Here is a 20395-nt window from a genome sequence, read left to right on the forward strand (position 1 = left end):
GAGGAGGAGTGGGAATGAACGCAGCAGTACAGAGGTTTTTAAACGATGTGTGGAGCGAGATGATGACCATATATAACAAAGAGACTATAAGAATAAATGAATTCATAGGCAATCGTCCGCTTCAGGCTGGGATAAAGGATTATCTCCAAGTAGCTTGGCGTGAAGGAAAAATACATATTGATGTTGAAGAACCGCTTGATTGGACGGACAGCTCTTATGAAATCGAAGCAGGTCCTTATATCGCCGAGCTCACGGATGAATTAATTAGATCTGAACTTTACCCGGCATTATGCAAGAGAGTGGAGGAGCTTTTTTTATCAGATAAACTAGGTCCTCGTTTTTTTGATTACCGATTCCAGATCGTACTTTCCTTTGAAATGGAGGACGAAGACTTAACGCTTTGCGTGCATCTGGTAAACGAAGAGAAGCTGAACGAACTCCGCCAATCATTACAGAAGTTTATAACATCCAAAATCATGTCTGATCTTCCGGTATTGCCGAGTGTTGATGACCAGTTTTTCTTTTCTCATCACTTGATGAATCCTGATCTTTTGAAGCAGGAAGAGAATGCGGTTGGCCCATTAATAGAGCGTTTGTCCGACAAGCTCAGAAGTAATAGGGGACGCTTAGACGAATGGACTGGCCAGTATACTTCGGCTATGGATGATTGGATTCAGAATGTTTTTCTTCCTCGCCATTTTGTGCGTACAGGCAGCTTTAGAATGGATTGGATACCTAAAGAGAATATGGCGCTTATGGATCCGAATGCAGATCAACTTTCCTTTTTTGTATATACCGCTCTGCAAATTGGAAAAACGAAACCGGACATCCGGGAACAATATTTGAAACTTGCTGTCCAGCTTGGTTCAAAACGCGCAGCGGAGTATATTCAGGGGGGAAGCGGGAAATTCACTCCAGTATATAAAGGAACCCGTGTTGAAGTTGATAATAATGATGTAACCCAGAGCATTGAAATCCGGATTTTGACCGAGGAGGAAACAGCTTATGGAGAAGCATTAGATCACATTACCGAATTGCTGCAGCAAGGATTTCCGAAGGAATATTACCTGAAGCTTAAAAGCAAACAAAAGAACTATCTTCCTCTAAAAAAAATGGCTAAATCAGGTCTTCATCAGTTTTTTGCTGGTGCACTCGCATATCCGGCTCTATATCCTAAGCTAGCTGCGTATGCGAATATTGCTATGGAGCCCTTTGCGTGGTACAAGGACACAAATCCGGGTGAAAAGTCGGTCATGCCTGGTACCTATGCTGTACTCGGATTAGGATTGTATAGCAAGGAATATTTTTCACTCATCTCTCGTTATATGGAGATGGTAGATACGGAGCACCAAATGATACAAGACGGCTATGCGGAGGCCTTTATTGATGCGCACGGTGTAGAGGCTGAGCTTATACCAGTCCTAGTAGACATTCTGCTAGCAGGAAATGAGGAAGCAAGATCTGTCAAAAACTTCGTGATCGATCGGGTCGAGCTAGCAGAAGTGCTGCTTCAAGAGGTGTCGCCTAAAGAAATATATGAACGGGAGCAGGTTCTATACCGGATATTCGGAAGTCGAGCAAAGCTGGAAAAAGCCGTGAAGTCAGAGCAGACGGAGCATGAGCTTAGAGTTATTCTATCAGAGCTGCTGACTCTTATAAGTTGCTGATGCTATATAGAGATAAGTGAAGCTAGGATCTGAAATAGATCTTGGCTAAAGGAGGGACACAAATGAGTAACCTAACCTCTCAAAATTGCAATCTAAATATATGGTATTACCTATCAGATGAAGTCTGGGATAAAGTAACTAATATATATGAGAGTATGCCAGGTTGGATAGGATATAAAAATGGAATTCCTTATTGGTTCGGGCAGGAAGATGATGATATTTTTATTGTGGCCTCAGTAGAGCCAAGTGGATTATCATTTTATGCACAGATGAGTAATGGTGATTGGAATTCTTGGATAGAGAGATTTAAATTGGAAGCGACAAAAGTATTAGGATTTGATGTTGGTGAACCCGAAGACGGGTTTATCTGATGTAGTGCACAATTTAATTGTGGAGATGATTTCGTGTTTCAATATAATGTGTGTTTTTTAAAGAGTGACGACCGTATCTTAATGTTGAATCGTGAAAAACCACCAATTATGGGCGTGTGGAACGGTGTTGGCGGTAAAAATGAAGTAGGCGAAAATGCTGATGATGGTGCAAAACGTGAAGTATTAGAAGAAACGGGTATTAAAGTAAGCAAATACTATTCAAAAGGTATCATTACCTGGGATAAAAATGGCGAGGAAAAAGATGGATTGTATCTGTACTTATTCGAAGTAGATAAGAATTTAGGAAATCAGCCCATACAAATAACGAGAGAAGGTATTCTCGATTGGAAACAAATTGATTGGATATTGAACCCAAGTAATTTAGGAATTGCTGAAATGGTAGCTCAATATTTACCTGTTCTCTTAGAAAAAGAGGGTGATTATTTATTTAAGTATAAAGACGGAATAGTAAACCTTATAGAGTGAGAATTATAAAATACATACCTAAAAAAACAGTTCACCTATTGGTACGTTAGTTGAACAAGATTGGAGGAAACCCCTTTTATTAGGGGTTTTCTTTTATTTTCACACAATTAAAGTTAGTTCTGTTGAGAAGCCTTCTGGACTTCCAAACGCATACCTTACTGGCGAGGAGTTCAATTATCCCTAGAGCAAAGGGCTTATGCTTGATCCTATAACGAACCATTACAAATGAATAAGTACCTGTCTGTAGAAATAGGAAGAATTTACTTGCCCTTCGCAGGATTTTCTGTTATTTTTGATAGTAACAATATGTTATTAACAAAATGATACTAAGTAAAACTTATGTTTTTCACTCTATGAATGAGTCGAAAAAGCGGAGGGATGCAAGATGAAAAAGGTGGCGGGTAGCTGGAATCTGTTCGAAATTACGTGGTTGGTACTGTTTACCTCAATCGCTGTCGGGTTTACGGTGATAACAAAGGACTCTTTATTCGGATTTACGGTTTTTATTACTGGGGTGTTATGCGTGGTGCTTGCGGCGAAGGGCAACCTGATGAGCTATGTTTTCGGCATGTACAATACAGTCGGTTACGCTTATTTGGTCTATATTAACGGTTTGTTTGGAGAGGTTATGCTCAATCTGCTATTCTTCGTTCCAATGAATGTCATTGGCTTCTACATGTGGAAAAGTAATCGGCAAGAAGACGGTAGGCTGACCATGAGGCAGATGGATCTTAGAAGACTGCTCCTCGTTGGGATGGTCTGTGTAATCGGCTGCTTGCTCCTCGGATTTGGTCTTTCGTTCATTCCGGGACAGAACTCGCCTTACATCGATGCTACTACGACGGTGCTGTCTGTTGGGGCGACCTTCTTAATGGTTAGAAGATTCAAGGAACAATGGCTGGTCTATATCGTGCTAAATCTCTTTACGGTGCTATTGTGGGTGATTCGTATGCTGGAGGGTAGCGGAGAAGGCCTGCTGATGATCGTGATGTGGAGCGCGTATCTGGTCAACGCAGTATACGGGTACTATATTTGGAATAAAGGGGCTAAGGAGGTGGCGGCATGAAAACGCTTGGACTAACACTGGGGAAGTTTGCCCCGCTGCATAAAGGCCATCAGTTCATGATCGAGACGGCACTACAAGAAGTCGATGAATTGATCTTGGTCATTTACGAAACGACGGTCACCCCGATCCCGCTTCATGTCCGGGCAAATTGGATTCGCAGGCTCTATCCGGAAGTCCGGGTAATCGAGGCTTGGGACGGTCCGGACGGGTATTCGGATGACAGGGAGCATGAGATTCGGGAAGAACAGTATATACTCGGTTTGCTGAACGGAGAGCAAGTAACGCATTTTTACTCGAGCGAGTTCTACGGCAAACATATGAGTCTCTCTTTGGGTGCAATAGACCGGCGGGTGGATGAAGCCCGAGAGCGGGTTCCGATCTCAGCGACGATGGTCCGTTCCAATCCATATAAGTACAGGGAGTTCGTAAGTGATATCGTGTACCGGGATTTGATCACGAAAGTGGTGTTCGTTGGAGCGATGTCGACGGGGAAGTCGACGATCACCGAAGCGCTGGCACGGCGATATTGCACGACGTTCGCGAACGAATACGGACGCGATTATTGGACCGAACATCAGGTGGACCGCCGAATCGGCTTGGAAGCGTTCGATGAAATCGCGGTGGGTCATATCGAGCGCGAAGAACAGGCAATACTTGAGGCGAACCGGGTTCTGTTCGTCGATACCAATGCGATCACGACGTATATGTTCGCCCTGGATTACCACGGCCGGGCCCCAGAGCTGTTAACCCGGATCGCTCTTGAGAATGCGCAACGTTATGATCTGTTCTTCCTATGCGCTGACGATATTCCTTACGACGATACTTGGGACCGCAGTGGGGATCAGAAGCGGCATGTGTTTCATAAACAGATTATCGCGGATTTGAAGGAGCGGCGGATCCCCTATATTACGCTGCGGGGGAGCCTGGAGGAACGTATTCGCAAGGTTGATGAAGTGTTGGCAAAGTTCGAGCCCTACGGCAACTATTTCGGAGAGCTGAACGGTTAAATCAAATATAAAGGAGGCGTACCCACTTGGATTTGTTGGATAAGGATGGACTTATAGAACGCGAATTTTTGGAGCAATACAGAGCAGGGGATTACGAGCGGCCTTCAGTGACAACGGATATGGTTATTTTCACTGTGACGGAAGAGGATGCTGACAGTTATCGCAAACTGCCGGAAAAAGAGCTACGCGTCCTCCTTATTCGCCGGGGGGCTCACCCCTTCTTGGGCAAATGGGCTCTGCCTGGCGGTTTTGTCCGGCCGAATGAGACGACTGAGCAGGCAGCAGTAAGGGAACTATGCGAGGAAACCGGTGTGGAAGACATTTATCTGGAACAGCTGTATACGTTCAGTGATATCGGGCGCGACCCACGAACCTGGGTGATAAGCTGCAGCTATATGGCTCTGATCAACAGCGACAAGTTGGAGCTTAAGGCAGGAGATGATGCAGCAGACGCCGCCTGGTTCAAGGTATCCTATCGGCCGCTGCGGGAGCAAAAAGAGCTGATTGAGGACGGATACATCAAGACGCTGGAGTACGAACTCAAACTAAGCAGTGAAGAAGAAGAACTTTCGGCGGTCGTGGCAAGGACTATGACAGCGAAGACTACATCGACTGGCACGGATTATGAGATCGTATCGAATGACGGATTAGCCTTCGACCATGCGAAGATCATAGCATGCGCGATTGATCGGTTACGGGGAAAAGTAAATTATACCGATATTGCACTGCACTTGATGCCGATGCTTTTTACCTTGACGGAACTGCAGCAGGTGTATGAGGTAATTATGGATAAAGAGCTGTTGAAGGCGGCCTTCCGGCGTAAAGTAGCAGATCTTGTAGTGGAGACCGATCATTATACCGAAAATGCGGGGCATAGGCCATCCCGCTTATATCGGAGAAATTTGGAGGGTTAACGATGATTTACAATATCGATGAGTTAAGAAAAGTATATAACGAAGGAAAAAAGTTCAAATTCGTATTTTTTTGGGGACATACACCGCCTAAGGACGGGAGCGTCGATAAAAGCTGCTTCAGCCAATGGTGGATGTGCCCGTTCACGGTAGAGGGAACGCAGTACTCCTGCGCCGAGCAGTTTATGATGGCCGAAAAGGCAAGGTTGTTCGGCGATGACGAAATGCTGGAGTCCATCCTTAAAGCTAAGCACCCAAAAGAGATGAAGGCTTTTGGACGTGCGGTCCAAAACTTTGACAAAGATATTTGGGATAAGGAATGTTACGGTATCGTCAAAAGAGCCAGCTTGGCCAAATTTTCGCAGAATCCGAAGCTTAACGATTATCTTAACTCGACGAAGAACCGCATCCTCGTGGAGGCTAGCCCGCGGGACCGTATTTGGGGGATCGGCATGGGCCAGTCCAATCCAGATGCGGAGAATCCCGTGAAATGGCGGGGTAGAAATCTGCTGGGGTTCGCACTGACGGAAGTGCGGGACGAGTTGCTGCGGAGTTAGATTTATACAAGATTAAGAAAATAGACATGATGAAATCAATGAAAGGATGAGGGAAGACCGTGAGATATACCGATTATATCCGCCTGAAAACAGGTAGATACCAATCTGTAGGAAAGTTTGGCGACAATATTTATGCATATGAGGTCCTAACGGGGGTAACCGACTCCCCGGAGTACCATCAAATATCTATGGCGGAATTCGATTCGTTTGAAACTTGGAGCCAAGAGTACATTTCCGATCTTAAAAAAATGTATGAAATCATTAACCGCCCCGTTATCTGCAGCGGCTACTTGGAGAGAGGAGCTTAATACTTCACTGCTTCGTGATATTTAGCTGTAAACTATATCTTCTGCTGAGATTATAGAATCGATTCTTCGGTCAGAGGACAAGAACATAGTCTCAATGGAAGCCGCGCTGGGCGCGGTTTTTTTTATTGGAACAAGTTCTTGTCTTTTGTTCAGGGCAAGAACTTGTGATTGCCGATTCGATGTTCTTCTAAATTTCTCGAAGCGGAAGTCCGCTGAAACGTTCATTTTTACGATATCTGTGTTTAAAGGTGGGGTTGATGCAACGATGACCGTTCATGAAAGCATCCTAGATAAGGATCCTATACATTTATTCGGCCCCTGTCCCCAATGTCACTTAATGATGATATACTTACCTCATGAATTATGATATTGATAATCAATATCAATTGATAGGTGATATATAAAATGGAAAAAGTGAGATGAGGGAGCGCAGATAGATGCAAGACGAAGCAGCAGCAAGCCAGGTATTTACACCGGAGATGATCGATACGATGGCCCATATTTGGACACGTTCGATCATTACATTAATAGACGTGCGTTTTCAGAATGTAGCGTCCCAATACCCGTTGGAGCAGTATAAAATGCCTAGTAGCATGTTTATCTATGCATGTGGAGGAGAAGCACAAATTCAACTGAATGAAACCACATTTGGAATGGAACGCTTTGGTTTAGTTCACGGAGGGAAGGGGAGCCTGCTCAGTATTTCACCTATAGGGGAGAATGTGAAGACCTTTATGGTGTTTTATAAAGCAGAATTACCTCTTTTTTTCAAGAGGCACCTGCAGCAATTACTGGAGGAAGTGAACCCATTTGTTCAACAGTTTGGTTATACACCAAGTAATCCTATCTTGCTACTCGATTGGTTTCAACAGATGATGAATGGCTGGAACCGCGGCAAGGCGATGGATCAGCTGCAGGCCAAAAGTTTTCTATATCAATTGATTCATGGGGTCTACAGAGATTTTGAGAGTGGTGAGATTCGGTATCTCCAGCCAGATCCGGCTTGTTCTGCCAAGATATACCTCGATAAACATTACATGCAGCCGATTATGTTTCAAGAAATTGCCGATATGTTTGGGATCAGTGGCGGGCAATTGACGCGGCTGTTCAAAAAGAAGGAAGGCATGAGCTTACAGGAGTACCTCATTCAGAGAAGGATTGAAGCTGCCTGCCATGACTTGAAGCATACAGAAGCAACCATTAAAGAGATCGCAACAGGATCTGGTTTTGCAGATGAGAAAAATCTGTTTCGGATGTTTAAGAAGTATTACAAGATGACACCAAGTGATTATCGGAAAATAAACGCACTATCCATGCAGGTTGATGGTATTGATAATGATTCTCATTTTCTTTACTATGAGAGGGAACTAGCAGGTCTAGTCCAGTCTTATAGAGAAGGGGAATCAACCATGTTTGGAAAAGTAAGAAGTAAAGAAATGATCTTGGCGGCGGCGATGAGCTTGATGCTGTTATTGTCGGCATGTGCGTCGGGAACGCCATCGAATAACGGGGGAACGGTAAATCCAAACCCTGCACAGACACAACAGACGACACAACCGGAAGTATCGGAGACGAAAGCTTCAGAAGCAGTCTCGCAGACGAGAACGCTATCCACAGTAAAGGGTGACGTTAAGGTGCCTAACAACCCTCAGCGTGTTGTAGTCGATTACTTAGTGGGTGATGTGGTAGCCCTGGGTGTAACTCCTCTAGGTGTGGCGAGAGCAGCAAGGGACGGGAAAGAGGCTGTTTTTGCTAACCAGATTACAGACTCCATTAAAATAGCTATGGAGCCGGAAGATGTCATGACTCTTGAGCCTGATCTGATCATTTTAGCATGGGGTGATGAAAATTATGAAGATTTATCCAAAATTGCCCCAACAATTTATGTCCCTTATGGTGATATGACTACAGAAGAGCGTATACATTTTATTGGCGATGTTTTGAACAAGCAGGAAGAGGCTAAGGCTGTTTTGAGTGCTTATGCCGGAAAAATCGAAGAAGCGAAGTTAGCCCTTCAGAATGCAGGTCTTTCAGACGTGACGATTACTATGGGGGAATTCAGTGATAAAAGTAACTACATCGCTGGAGCCAAACATGCGGTTGGCGAGCTTGTTTATAATGAACTTAAAATGAAGGCACCATCAAAAGTTCAAACTGATATTATTGACGCAGATAAATATTGGGGAGATATCTCTATGGAGGTATTGGCTGCTTACATAGGGGATTATCTAATCGCTATAGGAGATACGGAAGTTCCTACTAATAATGCGGTCTGGAAATCACTACCTGCTGTGCAACATAATCGGATCATAACGGTGGGTACATCGCTATCTTGGTCCACGGATATAATGACTTCCAGTGCATTGATTGATCATATTATCAAACAATTGCTGGCAATGCCTCAATAAGGGTTTTGACAAGGTATTAAGAAGTACTCCAATTTACAAATATGACTGTCAGTAGGTAAGGAAAGGAAAACGTAATGAAAAACAAGCCTGAACAAAAACGCCGTGGGGCGGTGAACTTCACCATGTACATGGTGGTAGGGCTTGGATTAACGGTTCTCATGTCGGCGGCGTCGATTAGCTTCGGTGCCGCCGACATGAGGTTAGCGACTGCATGGGAGGCTATTTTCCGATTTGATCCAACGCTCACTGAGCATCAAATTATTCAAACCCTACGTCTTCCGCGTACCGTAGCCGATCTGATCGTCGGGTGCAGCCTTGCGGTATGTGGGGCTATTATGCAGGGAACGACGCGCAATCCGCTGGCCGACTCCGGGCTGATGGGGATCAGCTCTGGGGCAGCATTCGCGATTGCTCTTTGCCTGGCCTTTCTGCCGGGTTATTCGTATGGGCAGATGATGCTGTTTGCTTGTCTGGGAGCAGCGCTCGCGACCGGGATCACTTATTTCATCGCGTCACTCGGCAAGCGCGGGATGACGCCTCAGCGGCTGGTACTGGCAGGACTGTCCATCTCCATGCTATTTGGCGCACTCAGTCAGTATTTAGCGATCAATTATAACCTGGGTCGAGCATTGGCATTTTGGACGGCAGGCAGTACAGCGGGGGTCAAGTGGGGGGAATTGCTAATTATCTCACCGCTATTTGTTGGAGGTGTGCTGCTGGCGCTGATGCTATCTCCTTCTGTTACACTGCTCAGTTTGGGGGATGATGTGGCAAGTGGACTCGGTATTCGTAGCGGACTTGTCAAGGGGTTATCGACGATTATCGTGCTCGTGCTGACTGGATTGGCTGTTGTCTTAGTTGGCCCCATCGGTTTTGTTGGTCTGATTACCCCACATATTGTGCGATACATGATCGGTGTCGACTATCGTTACATTATTCCGGCAGCTGCGCTATATGGTGCGTTGCTGACCGTGTCGGCCGATCTGGCTGGACGCTTGATCAATAAGCCGTTCGAAACACCGATTGGCATTATATTTTCTATCATTGGTGTGCCGTACTTTCTCTTCCTGGCTCGCAAGCAAAGGAGGGAAGCTGAATGATCAAGCAGCGTTATACGGTGCAAAGGGGCATAATCGTCAATATAGTGCTTATGGTGCTCATCCTTATGTTTGCTGTCATTAGCATGAATTCTGGCAAAATGAATCTTTCACCGCTAGAAGTGCTGAATGTTCTCCTGGGAAACGGTACAGACAAGCAAAATCTGATCGTGTTCGATTTTCGCCTGCCACGAATCACACTGTCGATCTTGGTAGGTCTGGGAATGGGAGCGTCTGGGGTCGTGATGCAGAGTTTGCTGCGCAATGACATGGCTAGTCCGGGGACGCTGGGGATTAGTTCGGGATCAGGTTTGTTTGTCCTGTTCTTTGTCGTATTCATCGCATCAACAGGAAAGGGCTCCTTTATTGCTCTGCCACTACTGGCCTTTGTTGGCGGATTGTTGGCGGTGGGATTAATCTTCTTATTATCGTATCGCCGTGGGCGAGATATCTCACCAATCGGTTTGATCTTAACCGGGGTCGCACTCGGAAGCGGGTATGAAGCGCTGACCACCTTCCTGACACTCAAGCTGAATGATTCGCAGATGGATTTCATGCTGCACTGGCTGGCAGGAAGCTTATGGGGCGCTGATTGGCGCTATATCTCCGTACTGGGACCATGGGTCTTGATTTTACTCGGCTATATTTTCTACAAGTCTCGCATACTCAACACCCTCCATCTGGGCAATCAGACGGCAGTAGGGCTGGGTCTTGCCGTGAAGCGGCAGTTTTTGGGGTTGTCGATCGCTGCGGTTGCTTTATCCTCTGGCAGTGTGGCCGTAGGTGGAAGCTTCTTTTTCGTTGGCTTGATCGCTCCGCATATGGCAAGAAAACTGGTCGGGCCCGATCACAAATTGCTCGTTCCCGCTGCCAGCCTGACCGGGGGATTAGTCGTGGTACTTGCTGACACGATTACGCGCACGGTTAGCCTGGGGGGAGATGTGCCGACGGGAATTGTCATTACGGTCATCAGTGTTCCGTACTTTCTTTATTTACTATCGAAGGCCAATTAGGAGGACGTCATGGAAAGTATTACAGCGCAACAAATCGATATTGCCTATAATGACACGCTTATCGTACAAGAACTGGACTTGCAGATTCCGCGTGGACAGATTACCTCGATTATTGGTCCCAATGGATGCGGCAAATCAACCGTACTAAAGGCAGTTGGTCGGCTGCTTAAGACGAATAATGGTACGGTTTATCTGAATGGTGCAGATATCCGCACGCTGTCCACCAAGGAAGTGGCCAAGCAGATGGCGATTCTGCCGCAGACGCCGACCGCACCAAGCGGTTTGACGGTCGGTCAATTAGTCGCCTATGGGCGTTTTCCACATCAACGGGGCTTCGGCAAGCTCTCCAAAGAGGATAAGCAAGTAGTAGCCTGGGCCCTATCGGTTACACAGCTTACAGCGTTTGAGCATCGTGAGGTCGATACGCTATCTGGCGGTCAGCGTCAGCGCGTATGGATTGCGATGGCTCTCGCCCAGCAAACCGATCTGATCCTGCTGGATGAACCCACCACCTATCTGGACCTGGCGCATCAGCTTGAAGTGCTGGAACTGCTCTATGAACTGAATCGCAGTCAACAGGTGACGATTGTGATGGTGCTGCATGACCTGAATCTGGCAGCACGCTTCTCCGACTATATGGTGGCGATTCGTGAGGGCCAGGTGGTGGAGCATGGTTCGCCAGAGCGTGTAATGACGGTACGAACGCTGCGTGAGGTGTTTGCCATTGATGCCGAGATTATGCTGGAACCACGAACAGGGCGACCGGTGTATGTGACGTACGAGCTCTTGCGTGATAGTCGTAGAGAACAAGGAGTAGATCAAGGATTCCCAAAAGCTAAGGAACAGAAAGAGGCGATTGCCACTTGAAAATCGCATAGCGTGTCCTCCTAGGAGCACGGAAATACTGGTGCAGTTAGGCATTGGATTTGCCGGGGTCGTGATAGCCACGATTCAACGCGTATAGCCTTTGCTGTAGCTTCCACAAGCAACTCCATAAAAGGGGGCTATGGCTTTGTTGGGGAGGGGAGAGATAATAATAAATTACAACATATCCTAAATAAAATTCAAAGCCGCAGGTACCTAGCTTGCGGGCTTTTTTTATTATTCGGAGCACTAGATTACGTGATTAATTTGAGAAAACCAGTATATATAACTCTAAATGAAGCAAGGAGGACTATTGAAGGTATCAGAGGAATGCGCAACAAGCAGATTGCCCGGAAACTGCAGATGGGGACCGCAACACAGCAGTTGAGAAGATCAGCTGGTTCAGACTCAGGGCGCACAATCACAATAGAATCTAAACGTGGCTGAAAGCTTGGAACAGATGTATCCCGCGGTGAGGACAAATCGGGCTGAACCGTACCATAAATAGGGTGAAAAATTAGTTGTGATTGAAGTTTATATAGAGATAAAATCAACCCCTAAGATGACTCTTAGGTTTTTGTATATGACTTAATACAACAATATTTACAAATTCATGATACGATATTGCTAAATTGGGAAATAGATGCTCCATATGTAAGATAGAATTAATTATTGATAGAACTGTTGAAGATGAATCATAACAAAATGATTGATGATCAACCAAGGATGTTTACTGAAACTATTATGACTCTGTAGAATGGGGGCCACTATATGTCGTTAGCTAATAAAAAAGAAGAGTGTTTACTTATTGAGACATTAAAATCGCATATACCAAATGTAGAGGAATTACTGAATCCAGCACTTGAGGAATCAGAAATAGATCTTTTCGAGAGCATGATGAACTGCAAATTTCCAGAAGATTTCAGAAAGTTATACATGAATTCTAATGGAGAAGGAGAGCAGATTTTTGGTGTTATGGCTGGTCTTGGTTGGATGAACATTGAATCGATAGTAAGCAACTGGAAGTCCCTTTTGGAATCAGCATACGATATTATATCCAGCAAATCAGATGTAATAAAAGATGGGAACTACAGAGAAGGCTGGATTCCTTTTGCTGAAGATGGTGGTGGCTCATTTTTGGCAATAGATTTAGACCCCGGAAATAAAGGCGTTTATGGGCAAATTATTACGATTGATCATAATTCTAATTTTTCCTATGTTATTGCTGAAAGTTTGGGGCATTTCTTTGAATTTATTGATTCGAGCCTCAGAAATAATAGTATTGGTATTCGTGAAGAAGATGATGTAATCATATTATCTCGTGAAAATGGAAGTTTGTTAGATGATATTTTAGCTTTGACTAATTGGAATATCGAAGAGAACAGCCTTATCCCTGTAAGCGGATTTTGGGAAGAGTATTTTAAAGACGATGTTGAGAGTGGTTTTGTATCTTCAAAAACATTGAAAAAAAAGAGAATGGTATTTATTAGAGCTGATCAAGCTCAAAAATACGGAGCAATATCTTTGGATATTTTAACCCATATGGTTAATCTTAAAGAACTTATTATACATGCGGATGAAATTACTAATTTTGATGTACTTCAACGGTTGACTTCTTTAGCAGAACTTGTGATAGGATCAGAAGCTTTTAAAGAGTCTGATTTGAAGTACTTGGTTTCTTTAGATGGGTTAAGGAAGCTAACATTAATAGGACTTCCATTAAAAGATATACATAAACTGAAAGATATAAAGAATTTAAAGAGTTTGAGATTATGTAGAATGAACTCAATTGAAATGGAATTAATAGGAACTATAAAAAATTTGAAGGAACTAAGTTTAGAAGAAATGGAGGTTGGCGACCTGCTTTATATTTCAAACCTTAGTAAGTTAATAAAACTAGAGCTCAAACAAGTGACAATACCACATTTATCATTCTTAAAAGCTTTAAAGAATCTTACGGTTTTTGAGACAGATAGCTGTGCAATAGATGAATCACATATAGAGGTTATAGGAGAATTGAAGAAATTAAAGCAGTTCACTTATCCGGTTGGAGATTTAACAATACTCAAAAATTGTATGAGTCTAAAGCAGATTGGAGTAGATGCATCAAGACTTAAAGGTTTGGAGGAAATTTCAGACTGTAATATAGTCGATATAACTATATTTCATGCAACATCGAAAGAGAATGCGAAGTCCGTAGTCGCGGAGTTTAGTAAATACTTTAAACTTCAGTCATATGGATGGCAGGTAACATGGAAAGATTAATGAAACTTGCCTACGCTGAGCTTTATCATAATAGGGTGGAATTTTTATAAAAGAAAGGAGACCTTTCCGGTAAGCAATCAGAGGGGTCTTTTTTGCGAAACAAGAAATAATATACATGGGTCTGTGAAGTTTACAATTGTAATCTAATTATTGAACGTCTAGCATTAAGTAAAATGGAACGATACATTAGGTGGATAAGGCGTACTACGGGTTGTTTATATTATCCTCGCATAATTTTTTCGATATGGAGAGTTTATGAAAAAGACTATTGTTTGTGTGATAACGATACTTATATTAATCTCAGGATTCGCAACACAAAGTTATGCGTCGTTGTCAGATACGCAATCTGCGGCAATACACGCGTTGCTGGATGATGCCCGTCGTATATCAGGTGTGCCGGGAATGTCAATCTCGATACTTGCTGATGATGAAATGTTCTACTTTTCTTCCGGGTATGCAGACCGTAAAAGTGGGTTGTCTGCAAGTGAAAATACACTATATGAGTTGGCCTCGGTCAGTAAAGCCTTTACCGGCATGGGCATTCTGCTGTTGGAGGAGCAAGGGCTGCTGTCAATGACTGACACTGTCCAAAAATATTTACCTTGGTTTACGTTAAAGTATCAAGGGAAACCTGTTGATATGACAAGCCTTACACTCAATAACTTTCTTCACCATACTAGCGGCCTAACAAATAGTAGGCATTCTCAAAATATTCCACAAGGCAATACACCAGATTTGCTGCAAAAGACTGTGGAAAAGCTGGTAGATGCTGGGTTGGCGTTCCCTCCCGGTGAACAGTATAGCTATGGAACCGTTAATTATGACGTATTGGGTTTGGTTATTGAGATTGTGTCGGGACAAAGCTATGAAGACTTTATGAGGGAACAGGTATTTCAGCCGTTAGGTCTTCACCAGACGTATGTTTATAAAGAAGATGCTCAAGCCACCGGACAGTTGGCACAGGGCTACCGTTCTTCCTTTTTTATGACAACTCCATATAACGCACCGGATTATTCCGGGAATAAACCCGCAGGCTACATCATTTCTTGTACAAAAGATATGGCGCGTTGGATGAGCATACAGATGGGTATTGTGAAGGACATACCCGAAATATTCCATACGGTTATCGAAAAATCACATCAGGGTGATATGTCTGTTCCGGCTGTCAACGAAATGTATTATGCGGCGGGCTGGACGGTAAACGCCAACCAAACGATTATAGAGCACCCCGGGGGAAATCCCAATTTTGGAACCGAAGTGATCATACTGCCAAATGAACGAACAGCCGTCTGCTTGCTGACCAACGGCGCAAATATCAACAGAAGCATTGTACTAAAAGTTAAAGATATATTAGACGGCAATCTAACGCAGTCATATGAAATAAGCGGCACACAGCTTTTGGACATCATTTTATCGTCTACCACAATTATTTTTTGCTTATTGGCCGTTCTGTTCTTTCTCTTAGGATTACGCAGAAGGAAGACGAATGAGCGGCAGCCAATGACAAAAAAGCGAATAATCGTAACAGCTATTTTGCTGATTGCTACGATTGCCCTGTGTATAATGTGCTGTGCATTAGATTGGTCAACGATACTTATTTGGCAAACATATAGTGTTCTTACAGCCTTGATTTCGTCAGCATTATTAACAGCAAGCATTACATGGTTTGTATACACTCACCGATATAATAGTCTGATAAGAGGAGGGGCAGAGCGCGGTTTTTTTTGATTTATGAATACATGTTCTTGTCGCGATCAAAGGACAAGAACATGTAAACATTGCCGCTAGAAGCAGAGGGGGGAAGGAACATAAAAGGATATTTTTGATTTTAGCAATTTATTTTACAACCCGATTGCACCTATTGAACTTCCATATCACTTAGTTAGTATATTTATCAACATTGTCTAATCCCCATCCTTAGCTGGCCCTCGCTCTGCGACCCTTCCTTACGACAAATCCTTTTTATACTGGATGGCCATGTAAATTCCACCAGCTAAAAATGCTAGCGCATATTTGAACAAGAAAAAGATGTTCCACATATACTCTTTAGGAAAAATCATGTCACATAGAATAATTGTCAACAGCATAAAGTAACTGCTTTTCAAAAAGATTTTATTTGTCCGTTCATCGTCTTGCCCAATCTTCTTATAAAATACATAGGTAAAAATCGCACTACCCATGAGCAGTAAAAAACCGACTCCAATGAGAATATTCCAATTTCCCGTAGATTGCTCAGCCCAGGACTTTAAAGGGTGAAAAATTGCGTTATGGATATCAGAAATAGACTTAATTTTCATTTTGATCATTTCCTTTCAAATAAGTAAAAACATCGTTTACATCAACATTAAAAAAATCGGCAATTCGAAAAGCCAATAGAAGAGTTGGAACATAATTCCCTTTTTCCATTACGAAAATGGTTTGTTTGGAAACCCCGACTTTCTCTGCTAATTCTTGCTGAGACATTCTGGCAAGTACACGATATTCATAAACCTTATTGGATATCGAATCACCAAAATCTTTCTTCATGACCATCACCTCTTGAAGCAAATTATAAACTTATTTTTAACAAAAGTAAAGTATACTTATACTAAGTAATATAAAACCTTTATGTTTACTTAGATTGCTTTGATTTACAAGACTAGACTACAAAAAGAACCTGACGAAATTCATGATTCCGTCAGGTTCACATATCGATCTGATATAATTTATGGTTTTTGGTGCTGCATTTTATGATTTTCAGTGGCGCAAATCGATGAATGATTGCCACAATCGTGCAAGAACAATTCACAGTCAATAGCAGACGGATGGCAATCGGATTACTTAACGGCTCTGGGATGGGCGAAATCCATACCTTTTAGCACGCCAGGCAACAAACAGAGCAAGAAGCAAGAGAAGCAGGAGTGCCCAAGGAAAGGAGGTTGTACCCCATTGATTCAGAAGGACTCCTCCCAATATCCCACCGCCGGCGATAGCCAGATTCCAAACCGTTGTATTGATAGGCATCACGATATCCACACCTTGCTTCCCGGCAGCCTGGGCAAGTGCCGTCTGCAACAATGTTGCCGCACCACCGAATGTCAGCCCCCACAGCGCAACAGAAATGAAGATAATAGTACCATGCTCACTCCAAAGTCCTAGTACAAGAGATATCAGAGCAAATCCGGTAAGACTGATGAGAACCAACGGACGCAACCAACGATCAATGAAAATCCCAATCACCCAGATTCCCACCAGTGCCATAATTCCAAAAATAAGTAGAATCTGTCCGAGATAGGGTTCTAGCCCCATATCATCCAGGAAAGGAGAGATATAGGTGTACAAAATATTATGTGCCAGCATCCAGGTAAGAACCACAACCAAGATAGGAATCACCCCAGGTGTGAGTAAAACTTTGAATACTGAAATGCGTTTATCAGCCGACTGTCCCGGATAATCGGGAACTTTCCAGAGCACCCAGAAAATTAGCAAGAACGCCAACAACGACATCAACCAGAACACCGAGCGCCAGCCCATTAAGGTTCCTATCAGCGTACCGGCAGGAACTCCAAGGGATAAAGCAATGGGTGTTCCAATCATGGCTACAGCCATGCCCCTTCCCTTTAGATGATCAGGCACCATACGTAGAGCATAACTGGCAATCAAGCCCCATAAAACACCGGCAGCTACTCCGGCAAAGAAGCGAGCGACAAGTGTTAGTACATAGTTCAATGAGAGAGCTGTAATAGTGTTGAAGATAAGAAATCCGATAATCGATAGAAGCAAAAGCGGACGCCGCCGCCACCCCCCAGTCAGTACTGCCACGGGTATGGCGGCAACCATCGAACCAATGGCGTACAATGTGACAAGTTGTCCAGCCAATGCTTCCGACACCTGTAGCCCTTCTTTGATTTGCGGCAACAACCCCGCGGGAAGGGTTTCAGTCATAATTGCAATAAAACCAGCCACAGCTAAGGCTAACAACCCCAACCATGGGAAACGATTAGAAGATAAATCAGACATCTATGAGCCTCCTTCTAGGCAGATATGAAAAGTTAATCGACTTGTGGATCGATCATTCCTTATGTTATTCAACCTTTCACACCTTGTCAATAACTTTTGGATCGATTAGTATATAATTAAGAAAAACAAGGGGGGGATCTCTTATGGCAAGAACTGGACGTCCACGCATTTTTGATCGGGATGAAGCGCTTTTAAAGGCGATGATGCTCTTTTGGGAACAAGGATACGAAGCAACCTCGTTGCTACAACTTCGAGCGGACATGGGGAATATTTCAGCAGCCAGTTTCTATGCGGCCTTTGAGTCAAAAGAAGCCCTGTTTAAAGAAGCTGTTGAACAATATATGGGGACTTTTGGACGAGTCACGGAAAGTCTTGCGGATCACACGCTTACTCCTCGGGAAGCAATTGAAACAACTTTAAGACGTACCGCAAAAATGCAAACGGATAGCGATCATCCGAATGGCTGTTTGATTGTGCTGTCAGCTAGCACATGCTCCTCCAAAAACAATCATATTCGTGAAATTGTTGCTGAAAAAAGAAAGCAGATTCGTAGCCACCTGCAAGATTGCATCCAGCGTGCCATAGATGTTGGTGAAATTCCTTCGTCCATAGATGTCTCGATGATGACTACCGTCTTTGATACCTTCATGCATGGCATATCTACACAAGCAAGGGACGGAGTCCCTTTTGCAACGATTGATCGCGCCATCACGGAGGTAATGGGCATCTGGGAGTTATTTAAACATTCAGCCTGACTTTAAAGCGATAGAAAAACCAAAATAGAGCACTCGGCCATAACGTGAGTCAAATCAAAACACCTTTAAGAAAGTTCTTCCCAGTCGTAAGATAGGGGGATCATTTGAGAGGTGTTTTTGTGTTGGTAACCAAAGTGGGCTACTCCGTAGAAGTGAAGATGAAAGCCATAGAAATGAGAGTGGCGGGCGTTTCGGGGAGAGATTATCATGGGGCGTTTTGGACTTAATGGATTGCAAGTTAGGAAAAGTGGGAGGGGAACGTTTATGAGTTTTGATTATTACTGGGGATTCTTTAGTGCGATATGTGGATATGTATGGTGTTCTGTGAAAAAAAGTCTTAGACTGGGTCCAGTAAATAAAGCAGCGACAGAAAAAGACTTGATAAATAAAGTCTTAGACTGCCGCTGTTGTTGCTCAATTATCGTTTCCCGTTAGTTTAGTCAAGGATGTTACGAAAAAACTATATATTTCGATTTTCATATTTAGATTAACCCCAATTGAAGGATTTAATGAAAATAAATTAAAAATCACCATACTATTTTAACAAAAAATTACTGAACATGTATTTCCGATTTGATATCATTTTGACTTAAAAATTTCATTAAATCATTACTCAGCTGCACAATCTCATTGTTAGCATTATTCGCATAATCCGGCAACATCATATCCCTAACCATTTTAGTTCTTAGCCATGTCATAAAGAAAAGATCCAAAAATAAGTTTGGAAATTTCAGCACCATTTTAAGCATTGATGGATCAATTGAAACGCCAGCTTTTTGTATTGCCCTTAGATACGCTTTTAAAGTGACTGTTATTTTGCGTGCCGTCTTTCTGGTTCTGGCTGTTTTTTTGTCAATTATCTTATTCTCAGAATGCAAAAAACTCAACATGGCAATATCTGATACGGAATGTGTGATTAAATACGCTTGCATATCCTTTTTAATAACGTAGGGAAGCTTTGCTGTCTTAAATAATTTTGCGAGGTTTTCTATGCGTTCTGTCACTACACTATTAATTTCTCCAAATGCAGTTGCCGCTATAAACTTTGGTAGAAATCGAGTATGCAATACTCCATCTTTAATCTGTCCGCCGAAGCCAGGAAAAGCTGGTAAAAGTCTATCCCCTACGATATCCAGCCACGAAGAAAATCCAATTGAATTACTAATCATCGTAACTATATTTTTGCTTTGATTATCTTTTAGCGCTAACAATGCTGATTCCGACCGATCATAACGAACGGTAACGAAAATAAAATCGTATACATCGTCATTTTCGAGCGTATCAATGACATTCACTTGTATCGATCTAACTGTACCTTTTTCTATATACTGCAGGCCATTTTCTCTTAATGATGTATATCTATTCGAATGTGCAAACAGGCTAACGTCAAACCCTGCTTCAATAAGCTTAATTGCGTACATGCTCCCGATGACACCTGCACCAAAAATTAAAATTCTATCTTGTTTTGCTGACAATTAAACCACCCCTACTTATTAGCATTTTCTTTTAATTATCCGACAACATGTTGTATGATGTGATTATAAATCTTCATTATTCCTTGATCAACCATCAGTTTTTTATGATTTGTCGGATGATATTCTTATTCACTAGTAGGAGGGTA

The 20395-nt window shown here is 43.2% G+C and carries 19 protein-coding genes; 15 read left to right on the plus strand and 4 right to left on the minus strand.

Translation table 11 applies throughout. From position 1 onward, the window contains the following. The first annotated feature begins 14 nt into the window (after positions 1-14). From PODO_RS15475 to PODO_RS15540, 14 genes are all read left to right on the plus strand, one after another. Positions 15-1667, plus strand: coding sequence for a DUF6138 family protein (locus tag PODO_RS15475; protein ID WP_038571324.1), 1653 nt, complete (start codon positions 15-17; stop codon positions 1665-1667). A 62-nt stretch (positions 1668-1729) separates the two neighbouring features. After that, a complete protein-coding gene (locus tag PODO_RS15480) occupies positions 1730-2038 on the plus strand; it encodes a hypothetical protein (RefSeq protein ID WP_036677026.1) in 309 nt (102 codons plus the stop codon). A 33-nt stretch (positions 2039-2071) separates the two neighbouring features. Next, positions 2072-2524 (plus strand): NUDIX hydrolase, encoded by a 453-nt coding sequence (locus tag PODO_RS15485; protein ID WP_036677025.1) that lies wholly within the window; start codon positions 2072-2074, stop codon positions 2522-2524. A gap of 385 nt (positions 2525-2909) precedes the next feature. Then, a complete protein-coding gene (pnuC, locus tag PODO_RS15490) occupies positions 2910-3590 on the plus strand; it encodes a nicotinamide riboside transporter PnuC (protein WP_038571327.1) in 681 nt (226 codons plus the stop codon). After that, positions 3587-4597: an AAA family ATPase gene (locus PODO_RS15495; RefSeq protein ID WP_036677020.1), complete on the plus strand. Its 1011-nt coding sequence runs from the start codon at positions 3587-3589 to the stop codon at positions 4595-4597. Before pnuC ends, PODO_RS15495 begins: the two co-directional genes overlap by 4 nt. Before the next feature lie 26 nt (positions 4598-4623). Beyond that, positions 4624-5511 (plus strand): NUDIX domain-containing protein, encoded by an 888-nt coding sequence (locus tag PODO_RS15500; RefSeq protein WP_038571330.1) that lies wholly within the window; start codon positions 4624-4626, stop codon positions 5509-5511. Between the two features lie 2 nt (positions 5512-5513). Further along, entirely contained in the window at positions 5514-6065 is a 552-nt protein-coding gene (locus PODO_RS15505; protein WP_038571333.1) for a riboflavin biosynthesis intermediates N-glycosidase, read from the plus strand. A gap of 59 nt (positions 6066-6124) precedes the next feature. Further along, positions 6125-6373: a hypothetical protein gene (locus tag PODO_RS15510; protein ID WP_038571336.1), complete on the plus strand. Its 249-nt coding sequence runs from the start codon at positions 6125-6127 to the stop codon at positions 6371-6373. A gap of 437 nt (positions 6374-6810) precedes the next feature. Next, positions 6811-8781, plus strand: coding sequence for an AraC family transcriptional regulator (locus tag PODO_RS15515; protein WP_038571339.1), 1971 nt, complete (start codon positions 6811-6813; stop codon positions 8779-8781). Positions 8782-8855: 74 nt separating this feature from the next. Beyond that, the gene (locus PODO_RS15520) at positions 8856-9881 is read left to right on the plus strand and encodes a FecCD family ABC transporter permease (RefSeq protein WP_052097066.1); all 1026 of its coding nucleotides are present in this window, start codon (positions 8856-8858) and stop codon (positions 9879-9881) included. Beyond that, on the plus strand, positions 9878-10891 hold the full coding sequence (locus PODO_RS15525) for a FecCD family ABC transporter permease (RefSeq protein ID WP_038571342.1): 1014 nt from the start codon (positions 9878-9880) through the stop codon (positions 10889-10891). The genes PODO_RS15520 and PODO_RS15525 overlap by 4 nt, the downstream gene beginning before the upstream one ends. 9 nt (positions 10892-10900) lie before the next feature. Continuing rightward, the gene (locus PODO_RS15530; protein ID WP_038571345.1) at positions 10901-11758 is read left to right on the plus strand and encodes an ABC transporter ATP-binding protein; all 858 of its coding nucleotides are present in this window, start codon (positions 10901-10903) and stop codon (positions 11756-11758) included. 768 nt (positions 11759-12526) lie between these two features. After that, positions 12527-14020, plus strand: a complete 1494-nt coding sequence (locus PODO_RS15535) for an SMI1/KNR4 family protein (RefSeq protein WP_038571348.1) — start codon at positions 12527-12529, stop codon at positions 14018-14020. 255 nt (positions 14021-14275) lie between these two features. After that, positions 14276-15748: a serine hydrolase domain-containing protein gene (locus tag PODO_RS15540; protein ID WP_038571351.1), complete on the plus strand. Its 1473-nt coding sequence runs from the start codon at positions 14276-14278 to the stop codon at positions 15746-15748. Between the two features lie 218 nt (positions 15749-15966). Here the strand turns inward: PODO_RS15540 and PODO_RS15545 are convergent, their stop codons facing one another. The 3 genes from PODO_RS15545 to PODO_RS15555 all read right to left on the minus strand — a co-directional run bounded on the left by PODO_RS15545 (position 15967) and on the right by PODO_RS15555 (position 18019). Further along, a complete protein-coding gene (locus PODO_RS15545; protein WP_036677002.1) occupies positions 15967-16317 on the minus strand; it encodes a hypothetical protein in 351 nt (116 codons plus the stop codon). Further along, positions 16307-16546, minus strand: a complete 240-nt coding sequence (locus PODO_RS15550) for a helix-turn-helix transcriptional regulator (protein WP_036677000.1) — start codon at positions 16544-16546, stop codon at positions 16307-16309. Before PODO_RS15550 ends, PODO_RS15545 begins: the two co-directional genes overlap by 11 nt. 294 nt (positions 16547-16840) lie before the next feature. Beyond that, positions 16841-18019, minus strand: a complete 1179-nt coding sequence (locus PODO_RS15555; protein WP_038571354.1) for an MFS transporter — start codon at positions 18017-18019, stop codon at positions 16841-16843. A gap of 143 nt (positions 18020-18162) precedes the next feature. Here PODO_RS15555 and PODO_RS15560 point away from each other — a divergent pair, with 143 nt between their 5' ends. Then, the gene (locus PODO_RS15560) at positions 18163-18774 is read left to right on the plus strand and encodes a TetR/AcrR family transcriptional regulator (protein ID WP_038571358.1); all 612 of its coding nucleotides are present in this window, start codon (positions 18163-18165) and stop codon (positions 18772-18774) included. Positions 18775-19325: 551 nt separating this feature from the next. On the opposite strand, the gene PODO_RS15565 is transcribed toward PODO_RS15560, so the two are convergent. Beyond that, positions 19326-20249 carry a ketopantoate reductase family protein gene (locus tag PODO_RS15565; RefSeq protein WP_038571361.1) on the minus strand — a complete coding sequence of 308 codons (924 nt, stop codon included), beginning with the start codon at positions 20247-20249 and terminating at the stop codon, positions 19326-19328. Positions 20250-20395 lie beyond the last annotated feature (146 nt).

Source organism: Paenibacillus odorifer, assembly GCF_000758725.1.
GTDB lineage: Bacteria > Bacillota > Bacilli > Paenibacillales > Paenibacillaceae > Paenibacillus_AQ > Paenibacillus_AQ odorifer.